This window comes from Specibacter sp. BI4, assembly GCF_056680095.1.
Map to the genome: position 1 here is coordinate 295248 of NZ_CM155265.1, position 18707 is coordinate 313954.

Annotated in this window: 13 protein-coding genes; 10 read left to right on the plus strand and 3 right to left on the minus strand. The window is 64.6% G+C overall.

The features are described 5' to 3' along the window. The first annotated feature begins 2 nt into the window (after positions 1–2). From AC1L6K_RS01455 to AC1L6K_RS01465, 3 genes are read left to right on the plus strand one after another with little or no spacing between them, the layout of a single operon-like run. Positions 3–236 carry a hypothetical protein gene (locus tag AC1L6K_RS01455; protein WP_480950978.1) on the plus strand — a complete coding sequence of 78 codons (234 nt, stop codon included), beginning with the start codon at positions 3–5 and terminating at the stop codon, positions 234–236. Then, positions 236–826: a HutD/Ves family protein gene (locus AC1L6K_RS01460; RefSeq protein ID WP_480950979.1), complete on the plus strand. Its 591-nt coding sequence runs from the start codon at positions 236–238 to the stop codon at positions 824–826. The genes AC1L6K_RS01455 and AC1L6K_RS01460 overlap by 1 nt, the downstream gene beginning before the upstream one ends. Before the next feature lie 6 nt (positions 827–832). Beyond that, positions 833–1669: a PhzF family phenazine biosynthesis protein gene (locus AC1L6K_RS01465; protein WP_480950980.1), complete on the plus strand. Its 837-nt coding sequence runs from the start codon at positions 833–835 to the stop codon at positions 1667–1669. A 250-nt stretch (positions 1670–1919) separates the two neighbouring features. Here AC1L6K_RS01465 and AC1L6K_RS01470 read toward each other — a convergent pair whose 3' ends face one another. Continuing rightward, positions 1920–3593 (minus strand): DEAD/DEAH box helicase, encoded by a 1674-nt coding sequence (locus AC1L6K_RS01470; RefSeq protein ID WP_480950981.1) that lies wholly within the window; start codon positions 3591–3593, stop codon positions 1920–1922. 422 nt (positions 3594–4015) lie between these two features. Between AC1L6K_RS01470 and trmB the strand changes: the two genes are divergently transcribed. The 7 genes from trmB to AC1L6K_RS01505 all read left to right on the plus strand — a co-directional run bounded on the left by trmB (position 4016) and on the right by AC1L6K_RS01505 (position 17070). Then, complete coding sequence (gene trmB / locus AC1L6K_RS01475; protein ID WP_480950982.1) at positions 4016–4960, plus strand: tRNA (guanosine(46)-N7)-methyltransferase TrmB; 945 nt, start codon at positions 4016–4018, stop codon at positions 4958–4960. 333 nt (positions 4961–5293) lie between these two features. Then, positions 5294–9007, plus strand: coding sequence for a nitrate reductase subunit alpha (locus AC1L6K_RS01480; protein ID WP_480950983.1), 3714 nt, complete (start codon positions 5294–5296; stop codon positions 9005–9007). Continuing rightward, positions 9007–10722 carry a nitrate reductase subunit beta gene (gene narH, locus AC1L6K_RS01485; RefSeq protein ID WP_480950984.1) on the plus strand — a complete coding sequence of 572 codons (1716 nt, stop codon included), beginning with the start codon at positions 9007–9009 and terminating at the stop codon, positions 10720–10722. The genes AC1L6K_RS01480 and narH overlap by 1 nt, the downstream gene beginning before the upstream one ends. Continuing rightward, the gene (gene narJ, locus AC1L6K_RS01490; RefSeq protein ID WP_480950985.1) at positions 10719–11339 is read left to right on the plus strand and encodes a nitrate reductase molybdenum cofactor assembly chaperone; all 621 of its coding nucleotides are present in this window, start codon (positions 10719–10721) and stop codon (positions 11337–11339) included. The genes narH and narJ overlap by 4 nt, the downstream gene beginning before the upstream one ends. Before the next feature lie 3 nt (positions 11340–11342). After that, entirely contained in the window at positions 11343–12089 is a 747-nt protein-coding gene (narI, locus tag AC1L6K_RS01495; protein ID WP_480950986.1) for a respiratory nitrate reductase subunit gamma, read from the plus strand. Between the two features lie 71 nt (positions 12090–12160). Continuing rightward, positions 12161–13396, plus strand: coding sequence for a nitrate/nitrite transporter (locus AC1L6K_RS01500; protein ID WP_480950987.1), 1236 nt, complete (start codon positions 12161–12163; stop codon positions 13394–13396). A gap of 191 nt (positions 13397–13587) precedes the next feature. Next, on the plus strand, positions 13588–17070 hold the full coding sequence (locus tag AC1L6K_RS01505) for a DEAD/DEAH box helicase (RefSeq protein ID WP_480950988.1): 3483 nt from the start codon (positions 13588–13590) through the stop codon (positions 17068–17070). Between the two features lie 104 nt (positions 17071–17174). Here the strand turns inward: AC1L6K_RS01505 and AC1L6K_RS01510 are convergent, their stop codons facing one another. Together AC1L6K_RS01510 and AC1L6K_RS01515 are read right to left on the minus strand one after the other, a co-directional pair. Then, entirely contained in the window at positions 17175–17615 is a 441-nt protein-coding gene (locus AC1L6K_RS01510; protein ID WP_480950989.1) for a heat shock protein transcriptional repressor HspR, read from the minus strand. 87 nt (positions 17616–17702) lie between these two features. After that, positions 17703–18689: a DnaJ C-terminal domain-containing protein gene (locus AC1L6K_RS01515; protein ID WP_480950990.1), complete on the minus strand. Its 987-nt coding sequence runs from the start codon at positions 18687–18689 to the stop codon at positions 17703–17705. Positions 18690–18707 lie beyond the last annotated feature (18 nt).

Genomic DNA, 18707 nt, shown 5'->3' on the forward strand with positions numbered 1-18707 from the left:
CCATGCGCAATAAGACCGACTGGCTGGACATCATTGTCAACTTCGCCAGTTTCGCCGCCATGATCCTGGTGCTCACCTTTGCCAGGGTCAACCTGCCCCTGAAGATCGTGCTGGCCTTTGCCGTGTCCCTGGCCATCACGGGAGGCTGGTCTTACTACAAACGCAAGCTCCGCCGTCGCCCCTCAGACCCCAAACGACTGCATGTTTACAGCGTGAAGAATGAGGACGAAAAATAATGCAGATCATCCGCTACCCCTCACTCAAGGCGGCGCCCTGGGCCAACGGCGGCGGGGTCACCCGGCAAATTGCTGCCGGCCCGGACCCCAAGAACTGGGACTGGCGCGTGAGCCTGGCCGAGGTGGCCAAGGCCGGCCCCTTCTCGCCCCTGCCCGGCATCGACAGGATCATCACCATCATCGAGGGCGACCTCATTGCCCTGACCGTGGACGGCGCGGAGCAGGCCCTTGAAAAGTACCGCCCGTTCCGCTTTTCCGGCGATTCCGAAACGTCGGCAGCCCTGCCCACCGGCGCGCTCAAGGACCTGAACCTGATGACCCGGCGCGGCAAGTTCAAGGGCTACGCCACCATCATCGAGCTGTCCAAAAAGCGTCCGCACCCCGTTTTTGCCGACCAGTTCGCTGTCCTGCTGCAGGGCTCGGCCACCGTTTCCCCCGCAACCATTCCAGCGGACGACGGCGGCACCTCCTCGCCCGCGCCGGGCGCCGAGGCGTTGGGCAAGTTTGACACCGTGGTTGGCTCCGAGGATGCACCCGAGATTGCCGGCCGCGGTTTCCTCGCCGTGCTGAGCATCGACCCGGCGGCCTGAGTCCCCGTGAAGAGGCGCCGCTACAGCGAAGTCGACGTCTTCGCAGAAACCGCCTACCGCGGCAATGCCTTGGCCGTTGTCCACGGCGCCGACGATGTGGGTTCTGCGGACATGCAGCAGTTCGCGAACTGGACCAACCTTGCTGAAACGACGTTTCTGCTGGCCCCCACCAACCCCAAGGCTGACTACCAGGTCAGGATCTTCACCGCGAGCGAAGAACTGCCCTTTGCCGGCCATCCCACGCTTGGCTCAGCCAAGGCGTGGTTGGACGCCGGCGGGACGGTCGGGCCGGATGGCGTGATCGTGCAGGAATGCGGGGCCGGGCTTGTTCCGGTCCGGGTTGCCAACGGCCGCTTGGCGTTTGAAGCACCACCCCTGACCCGCTACGAGCCCGTCGCCGAGGCTGAGCTGCAACGCATCGCCGATGTTTTGAACATTCCCAGGGACCAGATCCTGGACGCTTCCTGGCTGGTCAACGGCCCCAGGTGGATCGGCATCCGGCTGGAGTCGGCGGAACAAGTTTTGGCGCTGCGCCCGGATCCCGGGAAGTTGGCTGACCTTGAGATTGGCGTGGTTGGCCCCTGCAGCCCGGGCTCGGAGACCCAGTTCGAGGTGCGTGCCTTCTTTGGCGGGGACGCAGTGTGGGAAGACCCCGTGACCGGCAGTCTCAACGCAGGCCTTGCCCGCTGGATGGCCGACGCAGGCATCGCCCCGCCCACCTATGTGGCCTCCCAGGGAACCGTCCTGGGCAGGGAGGGCCGGGTGCACATCAGCGTAGAAGGGGAAGCGATCTGGGTTGGCGGACACGTCGCCCTCTGCGTTGAGGGACAGGTCCTGCTGTAGCCCGGACTCCGGCATCCCGCACTGCCACCACATGCGGGTCCCCGCGCACCCAGGTGCGCGAAAGAATCCATGCAAGGTTCCTGAAATTCAACCGCCGTCGTACCTGGCGAGATTAAACAGAAATGACCCGCAGCAACAGCACATTGTGGCTGTTTGCTGCGGGTCAGATCAGTTCAGGAAATGGGCCCACAACTCCGAGGGGCCCTGGATCCGGCTCGCTTGCGAGTCGGATCCAGGGAGGAGTTGGGGACTAGCGGCCCCGGCGTTGGTTGGAGGCCGGTGCCGATGCGCGGCGGGGTCCGCCGGAGCGGGTTGAGCCGCCGCCGTTGGCGTTGTAGCTGCCGCCGGAGGTGCCGCCGGTGTTTGAGGACCAGGCAACGTTGGAGCTGCTGCGTGCGCCGGCACCCTCGCGGGCACCTTCGCGTGAGCCACCCTGGGGTGCGCGGCGTCCGCGGGCAACGTCACCGTCGCGGGCCGGACGGCCCTCGCCGGAACGTGCCGGACGGCCGGAGCCGCCCTGGCGTGCATCCTGGCCGTCGCGACGCTCCGGACGGTTGCCCGCCGAACCTTCGCGAGAGCCGCCCTCGGAGGCGACGCGGCCACGCCCGCCGCGACCGCCACGGCCACCGGCTGTGGGGGCTGCGCCGGAACGGACGGAACGCTTGCGCTGGGCGTTGGCACCGTTGGAGGTGCCGCCGCCCTGGGCCGGCTGCTTGGCTGCAAGCAGCGCGGCGCGGGTGCGCGGGTCAATCTTGTCGGCCACATCGCCCACCAACGAGGCGATGACAGGTGAGCTGGTGGTAACGCGCTCAAAGTTCACGTCGACACCGGCTGCGCGCATGAGCTTCTTGACGTCGCTCTGCTGCTCCGGGAGCGTCAAGGTGACAACGACGCCGTCGGATCCTGCGCGGGCCGTACGGCCTGAACGGTGCAGGTATGCCTTGTGCTCTGTGGGCGGGTCAACGTGGATGACCAGTTCGATGTCATCAACGTGCACGCCGCGGGCGGCAACGTCGGTGGCAACCAGGACGCGCACGCCACCGGTGGAGAACTCGGCCAGGTTCCGGTCACGGGCGTTCTGTGACAGGTTTCCGTGAAGGTCGACGGCGGGGATGCCGGCGTCGGTCAGGGTCTTGGCCAACTTGCGGGCGTGGTGCTTGGTGCGCATGAACAGGATGCGGCGGCCTGCACCGGATGCCAGCTCAACAATGACCTGCTTCTTGACCGTCTGGTCGCCAACAACAAGGACGTGGTGTTCCATGGTGGAGACGGCGGCCTTGGCCTCGTCCACCGAGTGGGTGAGCTGGTTGGAGAGGTAGCGCTGGACAATCTTGTCCACACCATTGTCCAACGTTGCCGAGAACAGCATGCGCTGGCCCTGCGTGGGGGTGGTGTCCAGCAGGCGCTTGACGACGGGCAGGAAGCCGAGGTCGGCCATGTGGTCGGCCTCATCAAGAACCGTGATCTCAACGTTTTCCAGCGACACAATGCGCTGCTTCATGAGGTCTTCGAGGCGGCCCGGGCAGGCGATGACAATGTCGACGCCGGCGCGGAGGGCCTTTTCCTGGCGGGCCTGTGAAACGCCGCCGTAAATGACTGTGGTGTTCAAGCCCATGGCCTTGGCGAGCGGCTCGATGGTGTTGTTCAGCTGGGTTGCCAGCTCGCGGGTCGGTGCAAGAACCAAGCCCATGGGGCGGCCGGGCTTGCGGAAGTACGGGGCTTCGCGCTCGGCCAGGCGGGCCACGAGGGGAATGGCGAAGGCAATGGTCTTGCCTGATCCCGTGCGGCCGCGGCCCAGCACGTCACGTCCTGCGAGTGTGTCGGGAAGGGTCTTGACCTGGATGGGGAATGCTTCGTCAATGCCCTGGGCAGAGAGTGAAGCAACAATTTCCTTGGGCGCACCAAGGGCAGCAAAAGTCGTCATGTAAAGAGGGAATCTTTCGTAAGGCGGTTCAACGTCCCACGAACAGTTTTGACCGCGGGTTCGCCGATTCAATGCCAGAGCGTGTCAACCGCGAGCTGCTTTAAAGCAAAATCAATGCGGGACAAGTTGCATGCGTTCATCGACGCAGAATGCGCTAGATGCGCATTAAGTATTCCCATTCTAACAGTGGCACGACGCCGAATGCTCACCTTAGTGCCGCATCTCACCATTTGGGGCGGTCGCGGCGCGCTCCCAGACCACGTGTCCGCGCCTTAGCCGCGAACCAGCTGTTGGGCAACAGCTGGTTCGCGGCTAAGGCGCGGTTGCGTGGGAGGTTCGCCGCCGCCAGGACGGTTCCGGGCCGGTGGAGTGCCCCAGGGCAGTTCCGGGTTCCGGCGAGAACCCCGGTACGCTTAACCCCGATGAGTGAAACCCCAGCTTCAAGCCCCGAATCCCCCGCGACGCCAGCCGACGCATCCGCATTTGTGGACGCCGGCGTGCCAGGCACGCAGCGCGCACCCCGCACAGGCGATGGCTCCGCCCGTCCCGTCACGCCGGGAACCCAGGCTGCCGAGGGCACCTACCGCAGGCAGACAGTGTCATTCGTGCGCCGCGGCACCCGTCTGCAGGGAAAGCGCCAGAAGGCCTGGGACGATCACTCCGCCTACCTGGCCGTGGACATCCCCCGCCATATCGCCGACACGTCCGTCCACCCGGAGTACTCCTTTGACGCGGAAGAGGAGTTCGGCCGCACGGCCCCGCTCATCGTCGAAATCGGCTCCGGCCTGGGCGATGCCATTGTGCACGCGGCCAAGGAGAACCCGGACAAGGACTTCCTCGCCGTCGAGGTTTACACGCCCGGCCTGGCCCAGACCATCCAGAAGCTCGTCGCCAACAAGATCAGCAACGTCCGCGTGGTCCAGGCGAATGCACCTGAGGTACTGAGGACCATGCTGCCGGACGGTTCGGTGAGCGAAGTCTGGGTATTCTTCCCGGACCCCTGGCACAAGACCAAGCACAACAAGCGGCGCATGGTGAACGACAACTTCGCCCCGCTCGTCGCCCGCGTGCTCGCCCCCGGCGGCACCTGGCGCCTGGCCACCGACTGGTCCGCCTATGCCGAGCAGATGCTCGAAGTTGGCAAGGCGGCGGCGGAGTTCACCAACGTGCACGACGGCGAGCGCACCGGTTCCGAAGGCCCGCTCACCCAGGCGCGGCTCAGCGGCGTGGACTGCGAACAAAGCGACGAGCCGGACGAGGTGGGTGGCTGGGCTCCCCGCTTTGACGGACGCATCCTGACCAGTTTTGAGAACAAGGCGCACAAGGCAGGGCGCGTCATCTTCGACCTGGCCTTCCGCCGCAACTAATCCACCGCCCTCGCCGCACCGGGGCCGCTCCTGCCCCGGTGACATGGGATGTACGCACCACCACCGGGGCGCCGCGCGTCCCCCCGGGACCACTTGCGCATGACCCACGGGAACTTGCCCCCGCGCAATGCGGGAGCCGCCGTCATGCGCCGGCCACAGCCCACACGCCAGGCACATCTTGGGCCCGCGGCCCGTCATATGGAAACACTGCCATGACACAAACGTCGGCACAAAACACGAAATGCGCATATTCCGGACAAGAAATAGCCCAGCTGTCTGTTGACTATTCCAAACGCCCTAGTAATGCGTCGGCCCCCACCCTAGGGTGAGGGCATGACTGCTGAAACGATTGTTGCCGGGGTCGATGGTCCAGCGTCGGACGCGATGTTGAAGTTGGGCCGCTTCTTCACCAAGTGGGATGAGAGCGCAGACTCACGGGCCGTGTTCCGGGAGGGCGGACGTGCGGGCGACATCTTTTACCGCGACAGGTGGAGCCACGACAAGGTGGTCCGCTCCACCCACGGGGTCAACTGCACGGGCTCATGTTCGTGGAAGGTGTACGTCAAGGACGGCATCATCACCTGGGAGTCGCAGCAGACCGACTATCCAAGTGTGGGCCCGGACAGCCCCGAGTATGAACCCCGCGGCTGCCCCCGGGGCGCGGCGTTCTCCTGGTATACCTATTCCCCCACCCGCGTCAGGTTTCCCTACGCCCGCGGCGTGCTCGTGGAAATGTACCGAGAAGCGAAACAACGCCTGAAGGACCCTGTCCTGGCCTTCGCCGAAGTGGCCGGCGACCCCGAGAAACGCAAAAGGTACCAAAACGCCCGCGGCAAGGGCGGCCTGGTCCGCACATCCTGGGCCGAAGCCCTGGAAATCGCCGCCGCCGCGCATGTCAGCACCATCAAGACCTACGGCCCCGACCGCTGCTCGGGCTTCTCCCCGATCCCGGCGATGTCCATGGTCAGCCACGCCATCGGCACCCGCTTTGTGCAGCTCATTGGCGGCGTCATGACGTCGTTCTACGACTGGTACGCCGACCTCCCCGTGGCCAGCCCGCAGGTTTTTGGCGACCAGACGGACGTCCCGGAATCCGGCGACTGGTGGGATGCCACCTACCTCATGATGTGGGGCTCCAACGTCCCCGTCACCCGCACCCCCGACGCGCACTGGATGACGGAGGTCCGGTACCGCGGCACAAAGGTCATCGCCATCAGCCCGGACTACGCCGACAACACGAAGTTCGCCGACGAATGGCTCCCCGCTGCGGCCGGCACCGACGCCGCCCTCGCCATGGGCATGGGCCACGTGACGCTGAAGGAATTCTTTGTCGACAGGAAGGTGCCCTTCTTCCAGGGCTACGTCCGCCAGTTCACCGACCTCCCCTTCCTGGTCCGGCTCGAGAAGAACGACGACGGCACGTACTGTCCCGGAAAATTCCTCACCGCCGCGTTCGTCCCCGGCCAGGACAACCAGGAAGACGCCGCATTCAAGACCCTGCTCTTTGACAAGGCCACCGGCCGTGCCATCGTCCCCAACGGCACCATGGGGCACAGGTACTCCAAGACCGGCGAGGGCAAGTGGAACCTCGACCTCGAAGGGATCGACCCGGCGCTGAGCCTGGACGAAGTCACCGGCGAGTCGGTGGAAATCCTGCTCCCCTGCTTCGAGGACCCCGAGGGTGCCGGCACCATCATGCACCGCGGCGTGCCCGCAACAATGGTTGACGGCCACCTTGTCACCACCGTGTACGACCTGATGCTGGCCCAGTACGGGGTGGGCCGCGACGGCCTGCCAGGCGATTGGGCCAAGGACTACAACGACGTCTCCATCCCCTACACCCCGGCTTGGCAGGAGGAGATCACCTCCGTCCCGGCCGTGGCCTGCATCCGGGTGGCCCGCGAGTTTGCCCGCAACGCGGAGCAGTCCAAGGGCCGTTCCATGATCATCATGGGCGCCGGCATCTGCCAGTGGTTCCACGGCGACACCACCTACCGGGCCATCCTGGCGCTTGTCATGCTGACCGGCTGCATGGGCCGCAACGGCGGCGGCTGGGCGCACTATGTGGGCCAGGAAAAGTGCCGCCCCATCACCGGCTGGGTGTCCCTGGCCAACGGCCTTGACTGGTCGCGCCCGCCCCGGACCATGATCGGCACCGGCTACTGGTACATGCACACGGACCAGTGGCGGCAGGACGGCTACTCGGCGGATGCGCTCAAGTCGCCGCTGTCCACGGGCAACCTCGACGGCATGCACACCGCCGATGCCCTGGCCCAGTCCGTGCGCCTGGGCTGGATGCCGTTCTACCCGCAGTTCGATTCCAACCCACTGGATCTGGCCGATGCGGCCATCGCCGCGGTGGCCGCCGGTGAGGCGCCCGATGAGAAGACGTGGGTGGCACAGTCGCTCATGAACAGGAGCATCAATCCGGCCATCGAGGACATCGACGCCCCGGAAAACTGGCCGCGCACCCTGGTTTTGTGGCGTTCCAACTTGTTTGGGTCCTCCGCGAAGGGCAACGAGTACTTCCTGCGGAACCTTCTTGGCACCCACAACAACGTGATGGGACAGGACAGCGAGTCCTCGCTCAAACCGCAGGATGTGAAATGGCATGAGGAAGGTCCGGAAGGGAAACTCGATTTCCTGATGTCCGCCGACTTCCGCATGACCAGCACCACCCTGCTCTCCGACGTCGTGTTCCCGGCGGCAACCTGGTACGAGAAGCACGATCTCTCCTCCACCGACATGCACCCCTTTGTGCACGCCTTCACCCCGGCCATCGACCCGCCGTGGGAGACCAAGACAGACTTTGAACTGTTCCACCTGCTGGCGGAGGAGCTGTCGCGCCAGTCGGTGACGCACCTTGGCACGCGGAAGGACCTTGTCAGCGTCCCGCTCATCCACGACACCGTCGGCCAGATCGCCCAGCCCGGCGGCGTGGTCCGCGACTGGCGCAAGGACGGGATCGACGGCGTCCCCGGCCAAAACATGCCGAACTTCACCATTGTGGAGCGCGACTACACGGCCATCGCCAACAAGCTCACCGCCGTCGGACCGCTCGCGGACAAACTCGGATTCACCGTCAAGGACGTCAACTACAAGCTTGACAAGGCCCTGGGGCACCTGGCCAAGGCCAACGGCGTCATGATGGGCGGCGCAGCGCACGGGCGCCCCGCCATCGACACCGACGCAAAGATGGCGGAGGCAATCCTGACCTTCTCGGGCACCACCAACGGCCAGCTGGCCGTGCACGGGTTCAAGGAACTGGAGAAGCGCACCGGCATGAAGCTGGTGGACCTGGCCGAGGGCAGCGAAGAGAAGCACATCTCCTTCGCCATGACCCAGGCCGGGCCGGTGCCTGTCATCACCTCACCGGAATGGTCGGGCTCGGAGACGGGCGGGCGCCGCTACGCCCCGTTCACGCAAAACATCGAGCGGCTCAAGCCCTTCCACACGCTGACCGGGCGCATGCACTTTTTCCTTGACCACGACTGGATGATCGACATTGGCGAGGCGCTGCCGATCTACCGGCCGCCCCTTGACATGCACAGGCTGTTTGGTGAGCCAAAGCTGGGACCCACCGGCGAGCAGGAAATTGTGGTGCGTTACCTGACACCGCACTCGAAGTGGTCCATCCACTCCGAATACCAGGACAACCTGCTCATGCTCTCACTTTCCCGCGGCGGGCCCACTGTGTGGATGAGCCCGCAGGATGCCGGCTCCATCCAGGTGAAGGACAACGAATGGGTTGAGTGTGTGAACACCAACGGCGTATTTGTGGGCCGGGCCGTTGTCAGCCACCGCATGCCCGAGGGTGTGGCCTACATTTACCACGCGCAGGAACGCACCATCGACGTGCCCAAGTCCGAGGCCACCGGCCGGCGCGGCGGCATCCACAACTCTGTCACCAGGCTGCTGGTCAAACCCAGCCACTTGATTGGCGGGTATGCGCAGCAAACGTACGCGTTCAACTACCTTGGCCCCACGGGAAACCAGCGGGACAACGTTTCCACCATCCGCCGTCGTTCCCAGGAGGTGCAGTACTAATGCGTGTTATGGCTCAAATGGGCATGGTCATGAATCTGGACAAGTGCATTGGCTGCCACACGTGCTCGGTCACGTGCAAGCAGGCCTGGACCAACCGTGCGGGGGTGGAGTACGTCTGGTTCAACAACGTCGAAACCCGTCCCGGGCAGGGTTACCCGCGCCGCTACGAGGACCAGGAAAAGTGGAAGGGCGGCTGGGAGCTGAACAAGCGCGGCCGCCTGAAACTCAAGGCCGGCGGGCGCGTGAAGAAGCTGTTCGGGCTTTTCGCCAGCCCCCTCCAACCGGAGCTGAAGGACTATTACGAGCCCTGGACCTACGACTACAAGACCCTGATCGACGCCCCGTTGGGCGATGACTTTCCGGTGGCCCGGCCCAAATCCCTGATCACCGGCAAGGACACGAAGATCACGTGGAGCGCCAACTGGGACGACGACCTCGGCGGCACCTCCGAGATGGGCCACCTTGACCCGATCGTGGAGAAGGTGCGCCGCGAGTCCGAGGACAAGATCAAGTTTGAGTTTGAACAGACGTTCATGTTTTACCTGCCGCGCATCTGCGAGCACTGCCTGAACCCGTCCTGCATGGCGTCCTGCCCCTCCGGCGCCATCTACAAACGCGTCGAAGACGGCATCGTGCTCGTTGACCAGGACCAGTGCCGCGGCTGGCGCCAGTGCATGACCGGCTGCCCGTACAAGAAGATTTATTTCAACCACAAGACCGGCAAGGCCGAGAAGTGCACCTTCTGCTACCCGCGCATCGAGGTCGGCCTGCCCACCGTGTGCTCTGAAACCTGTGTGGGCCGGCTGCGGTACCTTGGGCTTTTCCTGTACGACGCCGATGCCGTCACCGCCGCTGCCTCGGTCACGGATCCGAAGGAGCTGTACCAGGCGCAGATGGACGTGCTGCTGGATCCCAACGACCCGGCCGTGATGAAGGCGGCCCGTGAACAGGGCATCGCCGAGGACTGGATCGAGGCGGCCCAAAAGTCGCCCGTGTACGCCCTGACAAAGGTGTACAAGCTGGCTCTGCCGCTGCACCCGGAATACCGGACCATGCCCATGGTCTGGTACATCCCGCCGCTGTCCCCGGTCGTTGACCTGCTGCGGGAGCAGGGGCATGACGCCGAGGATTCGGACGTGCTCTTCGGCGCCATTGACGCCCTGCGCATCCCTGTTGAATACCTGGCCGAACTGTTCACCGCCGGGGACACGGAACTTGTCACAGGGGTGCTGCGCAAGCTGGCCGCCATGCGCTCCTACATGCGCGGCATCTCACTGGGCAACGACCCGGATGATTCCATTCCCGCCTCCGTGGGCATGGACGGGGAAACCATGTATGAGATGTACCGGCTCATGGCCATCGCCAAGTACGAGGAACGCTATGTGATTCCCAAGGCGCACGCCGAGCAGGCGCATGACCTTGAGGAGATGGGCTGTTCCCTGGATTTCGACGGCGGGCCCGGCATGGGTGCCATGGGCGACTCCCCATTCGGCGAGGCCAGCGGCCGGCCCACCCCGGTGGCCGTCGAGACCTTCAATGCCCTGCGGGACAGGCAGACCTCCGATTCGGTGGCGGGCGAGGACACCCTGCGCGGCCGGGTGAACCTGCTGAACTGGGACGGCAACGGCGCACCGGCCGGAATGTTCCCGCAGCGGCACCCCACCGAACCGCCGGTTGATGCGCCCGCGGACGCCATGGAAGGCGGCAGCCAGTGAGCAAGCAGGACCGGATCACCTATCTGGCGGCAGCCTGGTGCCTGTCCTACCCGGACGAGCAACTCGTGGCCCGCGTGCCCTTGATGCGGGCCGCGCTCGGTGAGTTTCCGGGTGCCAGCCGGCCGTTCGACGTCGTGCTTTCCGCGCTGGAAACCACCGCCCTGATGGCCCTGCAAACCCGCTACGTCCAGGAGTTCGACCTGGGCAAGCGGCACGCGCTGCACCTGTCCTACTGGACCGACGGCGATACACGCCGCCGCGGGGAGGTGCTGGGTGCGTTCAAGAAGGTGTACCGCGGTTCGGACACGCTGGTCGACACGCGGGGCGAACTGCCGGACTACCTGCCCATGGTGCTGGAGTTCGCGGCCACCGTCAACCTGGCCGCGGGCAAGGATCTCCTGCAGCAGTACCGGCCCAGCCTGGAACTGATCAAGTTTGGCCTGCAGCGGGACAAGCTGGCGCATACAGACGTTGTGCAGGCCGTCTGCAACACGCTGCCGGGAGCGTCCCCGGCGGATGAACAAGCCGTCATGCGGATGGCAGGCTACGGCCCGCCCACCGAATCCGTGGGCCTTGACCCGTACGACCCGCGACTGCTGCCCATGAAAGGGGCATGAGCGATGGACATCTTTCTGTGGGGTGTGCTGCCGTACGTCATGGTTGTGATCCTTGTCGGCGGCTCCATCTGGCGCTACAAATACGACCAGTTCGGCTGGACGACCCGCTCCTCCCAGCTCTACGAATCCAGGCTGCTGCGGATTGGCTCCCCCGTCTTCCACTTTGGCCTGCTCGCTGTCATAGGCGGGCATTTCTTCGGCCTGGTCATCCCCAAGGCGTGGACCGAAGCTGTGGGCATGACCGAGAGCATCTACCACTTCAACGCGCTTTTTGTCGGCACCATCGCCGGTGTTGGCACCCTGGGCGGGATTGTCCTGTTGATCTACCGCCGCCGCAAGACCGGGCCGGTCTTCATGGCCACCACCAAAAACGACAAGCTCATGTATGTGGTGCTGGTGGCGGCCCTTTTGTTTGGTTTGTGGACCACCCTGGCCAGCGTGTTCTGGCCCGACCACGACGTGACCTACCGCGACACCGTCTCCCCGTGGTTCCGCTCGCTGTTCATCTTCCAGCCGGACGTGGCCGCCATGGCTGCCGCGCCAACATCGTTCCACATCCACACGCTGGTGGGCATGCTGCTGTTCATCGTCTGGCCGTTCACCCGTCTGGTGCACGCCTTCACAGCACCCCTGCATTACTTGTTCCGCCCCTACATCGTGTACCGCTCACGGGACAAGGGTGCCAGCGTTGCCAGCCGCCACGGCTGGTCGGACGTTGGCACCCACGACCGCGACACCCGGCACCGTTAAGCCTCACCACGAAGGTTCATTGTTCCTCTTTTCTTTGTTCGTCCGCTAGATAAGACCTCCCAGGAGCAACCATGTCAACTGCACCAGTCAAGGCAAAGTCCCCTCCAATCCCAGGGCAGGTCCGCAATCTGGTTCTGGCCACCGCTGCCTCGGTCGTTGGCTTCTGGGCGTGGAACATCATCGCCACCTTGAGCACCCACTACGCAAAAAACATGGAGCTCTCGGCAGGCACCATGGGCATCCTGGTGGCCATGCCCATCTTTGTGGGGTCCCTGGGCCGCATAGTTGTGGGCACCATGACGGACAGGTTCGGCGGGCGCGCCCTGTTTACCTTTGTCCTCGTGGCCACCATTCCCACAGTGCTGCTGGTTGCGCTGGGAGGGGCACTGAACTCCTTTGCGCTGGTGCTGGCGGCCGGTTTCCTGTTGGGGGTTGCCGGCACGGTGTTTGCCGTTGGCATTCCCTTTGTCAGCGCCTGGTATCCGCCGTCCCGCCGGGGTTTCGCCACGGGCGTGTTTGGTGCGGGCATGGGCGGCACCGCCCTGGCCGCGTTCCTGAACCCGCGCCTGGTGAAGTCGATCGGGTATGTGTCGACGCACCTGTTGATTGCCTGCATCCTGGCCGTCATGGCCATCCTGGTGTGGGTGTTCATGAAGAATGCGCCCGACTGGAAACCCAATACGGCCCCCGTCATGCCCAAGCTCATCGACGCCTCCAAGCTGGCGGTAACGTGGAAGATGTGCTTCCTGTACGCCGTGGTGTTTGGCGGCTTCGTCTCCTTCGCCACCTATCTGCCCACGTATCTGCGGGATGTGTACGAATTTGATCCGAGCGCCGCCGGTGCCCGGACAGCGGGTTTTGCCTTGGCCGCCGTGATCGCCCGCCCCATTGGCGGGGTGTTGGCGGACAAGATCGGTTCCAAGCCGGTGGTTCTTGTGTCGCTGGCAGGGGTGGCCGTGTTGGGCTTCCTTGTCACCCTCGAGCCGACAGCCGACGTCCAGGCCGGGCCCATCTTCATCGCCCTGGCCGCGGCGCTCGGCTTTGGCACCGGCGGGGTTTTTGCCTGGGTGAGCACCCTCGCCCCTGACGGCAAGGTCGGCACCATCGCCGGCATCGTCAGCGCCGCGGGCGGACTCGGCGGCTACTTCCCGCCATTGATCATGGGCATGACCTACAACCCTTCGGCGGAGAATTACAAGTACGCGATTGGGCTCTCCCTGTTGGTGGTCACGGCCATCGTGGCCCTGCTGTTTACCCTGTTCTTTGTGAAGACCCCCGCCAAGGAGGCCTCCCCGGCCGCCAGTTAGCTCGCCGACGTATTTTGCCGGGTGACTATTCACCCTTTCGACGGCAGCGGGTGGGGCGGGAGGCGGCGTCGGCTGCCGCCCCAAAGGGCGTCCTCCCGCCTTGGGGTAATCATGCGCAGCAATACTGCGTAAGATTGATAGATGTGGTCCGCAATCTTGGGCCACCCCCAACCGACAGGTGGAACAGTTCCGTGACGCACTCCTCCGCCGATTCCCGTCTGCTGACCCGAATCGCCGAGTTCACCGAGGATTCCATTGCCGCCGGACGTGCCTATGCCGATCAGGACCGGGTCAGCGACATAGTCCTGGAGCCTGCCACCGGCCTGCTCTCAGGCAAGGTGCAGGGCACCCAGGAATACCGGGCAACGGCGAAACTCGTCCGCGAGCACGACGGCGTCGTTGCCTGCCGGGTGGGCATCTGCAACTGCCCCGTCCGGCAAAACTGCAAGCACGTCGTGGCCTTGATCGCCGCAGCCGAAGACGAGCAGTCCTTCACGGACTTCTTCGTCCCCGACGAGTCGCCGCGGGAACCAACATTCCTGGAAACACTGCTGGCCAAGGCCAAGGACGGTAAATCCGCGGCCGCTGCCCCCGCCAACAACATCGATGAACCTCCGGTTGATTCCTGGGAAGCCGCACTGTCGGCCCTGCTTCCGCCCGCCACTGCTGCACCCAGCCCGGACACCCCGGCCCTGGGCCTGCAGTTTGAGCTGCATGTGCCGCCGCCCCGCTTTTCCTACCGCGGCCGCGGCAGCACCGTACCCTCCGAACCAGTTCTCAACGTCCGCCCTGTTGTCATGGGCACGCGCGGCAAGTGGGTGAAGACAGGCGTCAGCTGGGCAACCCTGGGCTACCTTGCCTATGGCGGGGCACACGACCGCACCCAGTTGGAGTGGCTCAGTGAATTCCTGTCCTCGCACAGCCCGCGGCAGTACAACCACGGGAATGCCGGCGCCTGGCTGTCGCTGAACGATTTCGCCGGGCGCAACCTCTGGCAGCTGCTGTCGGGCGCGCACAAGAACGGCGTCGCCTTGATCCAGTCGGGCAGCGGCGACCCTGTCCGGGTTGCCGACCAGCACGCCGCCCTGCAGCTGGACGTGACCCGGGCCGAATCAGGGGGCCTGGATGTGGGTCCGTTGATCGAGCTGGAGGGCGTCCCGGTCGAGGCCGAGATCGTCGGGCGGCTCGGTTCCCCCGTCAGCGGGCTGTTCTTCAGCAGCAATGCCGAGGCGGCCGCGAACTCGGGCAATGGCACCCAGGGTCGCAACGCCGTCGTCCGCGGCAGCATCACCCTGGCACCCCTGCCCGCCGACTCGTCAACCCAGATGCTTGATTTTGCGCTGCGGAAGGAGACTGTCCATGTGCCTGAGCGGGCGCAGGAGAAGTTCCTCACCCAGTTTTATCCGCAGCTGAAGCAGGCAGCCGCCGTGGTTTCAGCCGACAAGTCGGTGGAACTGCCCGCCTACGTGGAGCCAACGTTGTCACTGTTGGCTGCCTACGGCACGGACCATTCGGTGCGGCTGCACTGGGAGTGGCATTACCCTGTGGGCAGCCGTGTGACGTCGCTGCCGCTGTGGCCGGAACTGGGCGAGCACGCTGTTCGCGACACCGGTGCTGAGGCCCGGCTGATCGCCAGTGTCGGGCAGCCGTGGGAAGACATCACCACCATGGGCGTCGCGGCCAACCATTCCTGGGGGGATCCCTCCCTGGCCGGGTCCGCGTTGCTGAACGATCTGGACACCCTCACCTTCACCGAGACCGTGCTGCCCCGGCTGCAGGCGTTGCCGGGCGTTGACGTGGAGACCTCGGGCGACATTGCCAGCTACCGCGAGGTGACCGAAGCGCCCATCGTCACAATTTCCACCAAGGCCACCGACGAGCGCGACTGGTTTGACCTGGGCATCGTGATCACCTTGGAGGGGCAGTACGTCTCCTTCGCCGCCGTGTTCTCCGCCCTGGCCGCCGGGAACACGCGGATGCTGCTGCCCAGCGGCGCCTACTTCTCCCTGGACCGGCCCGAACTGCACCAGCTGCGTGCCTTGATTGATGAAGCCCGCAGCCTCAATGACGACAAGGATGGCGAGCTGCGGATCAGCCGCTTCCAGGCCGGGCTGTGGGACGAGCTGGCCCAGCTTGGCATCGTTGATGACCAGGCCCTGGCCTGGCGCAAGACTGTCACAGGCCTGCTCGACGGCGGACCGCCCGTCGCACTGCCCGCCCCCGCCGGCCTGGACGCGACACTGCGTCCCTACCAGCTGGACGGCTTTAACTGGCTGCACTTCCTGTACACGTCCGGGCTCGGCGGCGTGCTTGCCGACGACATGGGCTTGGGCAAGACGGTCCAGACCCTGGCCTTGATGTGCCAGGTCAAGGCTGATGCTGCCTCCGGGCGTGGCACCGATGCGGGCGTCGGGGCCGGTGCAGGAGACGGCAACCAGCCCTTCCTCGTGGTCGCCCCCACCTCCGTGGTGGGAAACTGGGCCAGTGAAAGCATCAGGTTCGCGCCGGGGCTGAAGGTCGTCACCGTTTCCGAGACGTTCGCCAAGAGCGGCATGAATTCGGCGGACTTCTTTGCCGGGGCTGACATTGTCATCACCTCCTACGCCTTGTTCCGCATTGATTTTGCCGAATACGGGATGCAGCCCTTTGCCGGACTGATTTTGGATGAGGCCCAGTTCGTCAAGAACCACCAGTCGAAGGCCTACCAGTGTGCCCGCAAGCTGAAGTCACCGTTCAAGTTGGCCGTGACGGGTACGCCCATGGAAAACAACCTCATGGAGCTGTGGGCCCTGCTCTCGATTGTGGCGCCCGGGCTTTTCCCCAGCCCGAAGCGATTTGCCGAGTTTTATCAGCGGCCCATTGAAAAGAATGCCGACGCCGAGCTGCTGGGCAAGCTGCGTTCCCGGGTGAAGCCGCTCATGCTGCGGCGCACGAAGGAACAGGTCATTGCTGACCTGCCTGCCAAGCAGGAACAAATTCTGGAAGTGGAGTTGAATCCGCGGCACCAAAAGATTTACCAGACGCACCTGCAGCGTGAGCGGGCCAAGATCCTCGGGCTGCTTGAAAACGTCAACAAGAACCGGTTCACCATTTTCCAGTCCCTGACGCTGCTGCGCCAGCTCAGCCTTGACGTCTCACTGGTGGATGAGAGCCAGGCAGGTGTCCGCTCCTCGAAACTGGACGTCTTGTTCGAACAGCTCGAGGACGTCATCAAGGAAGGCCACAGGGCCTTGATCTTCAGCCAGTTCACGGGCTTCCTGGGCAAGGTCCGTGAGCGTCTCATCGCCGAGGGCACCGAATTCACCTACCTTGACGGGGGCACCCGCAACAGGGCCGCCGTCGTGGATGAGTTCAAGACCGGAACGGCACCGTTGTTCCTGATCAGCCTCAAGGCCGGTGGTTTTGGCTTGAACCTGACGGAGGCCGACTACGTGTTCATCCTTGACCCGTGGTGGAATCCCGCCTCCGAGGCGCAGGCCGTGGACCGTACACACCGCATCGGGCAAAAGAAGAACGTCATGGTGTACCGGCTGGTTGCCAAGGACACCATCGAGGAAAAGGTCATGGCTCTCAAGGCCAAGAAGTCCCAGCTGTTCTCGGACGTGATGAGCGGGGATTCGTTGTCCGGCGGCGCCTTGACGGCGACAGACCTGGCCGGCCTCTTCCGCGACTGACACCCCGTCACCCCCTCCCCTATAAGCGAGTTTGCACTTGTTGGACTGATTTCACCGATTTTCGGTGGCCAACAAGTGCAAACTCGACTTGGACGGAGGAAGGATTAGGGCCGCGGACGCCAGACGACCACTGCCTGGCTGCGCGGGCGCGGACGCTGGCCGCGCGCCAGGGCCACGATGTCCCCGCCCGTGAGCCCGCCGGCAAACACGCGGCTGTTGGCACGGGGCGGGCGCGAGGCCATCTCCGCCGAGACAGCCTCAAGCGCGTCTGTCAGTTCCACAACCTTGGAGCGCAGCGCCTCCACCTGGTTTTGCAGTTCCATGATGCGCCGGATCCCCTCAAGGGAAACACCCTCCTGGGACAGTCGCTGCACTTCCCGCAGCATCTCCACGTCGTGCTGGGAGTAGCGGCGGGACCGGCCAGGGGCACGGCGGGGCTTGACGATGCCCAACCTGTCGTATTGGCGCAGGGTTTGCGGGTGCATCTCAGCCAACTCGGCCGCCACGGAAATCACAAAGATGGGCGAATACGGGTCAACGATCATTGCAATTTCCTTTCTCCCCACCCGCTCTCCCTAACCTCGTACCTCGGCCAGGGAACCCTGCGGGCGTGGGCCCAACGTGAATAGTACTTACAGCCTGGCTTTCGCCGCCAGTGTTGCACGGGGATCGTCGTCGGCTGTGGCAGCTGCAAAGGCACGCACGGCATCCTCTGCTTCCTTGTTGAGCTTCTGCGGAACCGCCACGTCGATCGTGACGAGGAGGTCGCCGTCGCCCTTCTTGGACTTCACGCCCGCACCCTTGACACGCAAGGTCCGGCCGGATGGTGTGCCGGCGGGGACACGGACACGGACGGTGTCCCCGGTGAGGGTTGGGACGCTGATGTCGGCGCCCAGTGCTGCCTCGTGGAATGCCACGGGCACATGGACGCGGATGTTGTCGCCGTCCCGGGCAAAGAAGTCGTGGGGCTTGACCTTGACGGTGACCATCAAGTCGCCGGGACCGGCAGCACCTGACTGGCCCTTGCCCTTGACCCGGACCTTCTGGCCGTCCTTGATGCCGGCAGGGATGCGGACATCAATCACCTCGCCATTCGGCTCGCGCAGGCCAATCTTGGTTCCGTTGATGGACCCGGCGAAGGAGATGCTGGTTGCGGCCGTGCGGTCCGCGCCCTTGGTGGGTGTGGGCTGGAAGCCGCCAAAGCCTCCTCCTCCCCCGCCACCGCCAAAGAGGTCGGCGAATTCCGGTGGCAGGCCTGAGCCGCCAAAGCCCGGGTTGCCGCGGGGTGCGCCGCGGCCGCCGCCGAAGAGGTCGCCGAAGACGTCCTCAAAACCGCCGCCGCCACCGTTGTGGCCGCTGCCGCCGGCACTGAAGCGGGCGCCACCGCCCATGGCACGAATCGCGTCGTATTGTTCGCGATCTTCCTTGCTGGAGAGCACTGAATACGCTTCGGAGACGTCCTTGAAGGTCTTTTCCGCCTGCGCGTCACCGGAGTTTGTATCCGGGTGGTACTTGCGGGCCAGCTTTCGGTAGGCCTTTTTGATTTCGGCTTCGGAAGCATCCTTGGATACTCCAAGAATCTTGTAGAAGTCTTTTTCTGCCCAGTCCTGACTTGCCAAGACGTCTCCTTTCTAAAG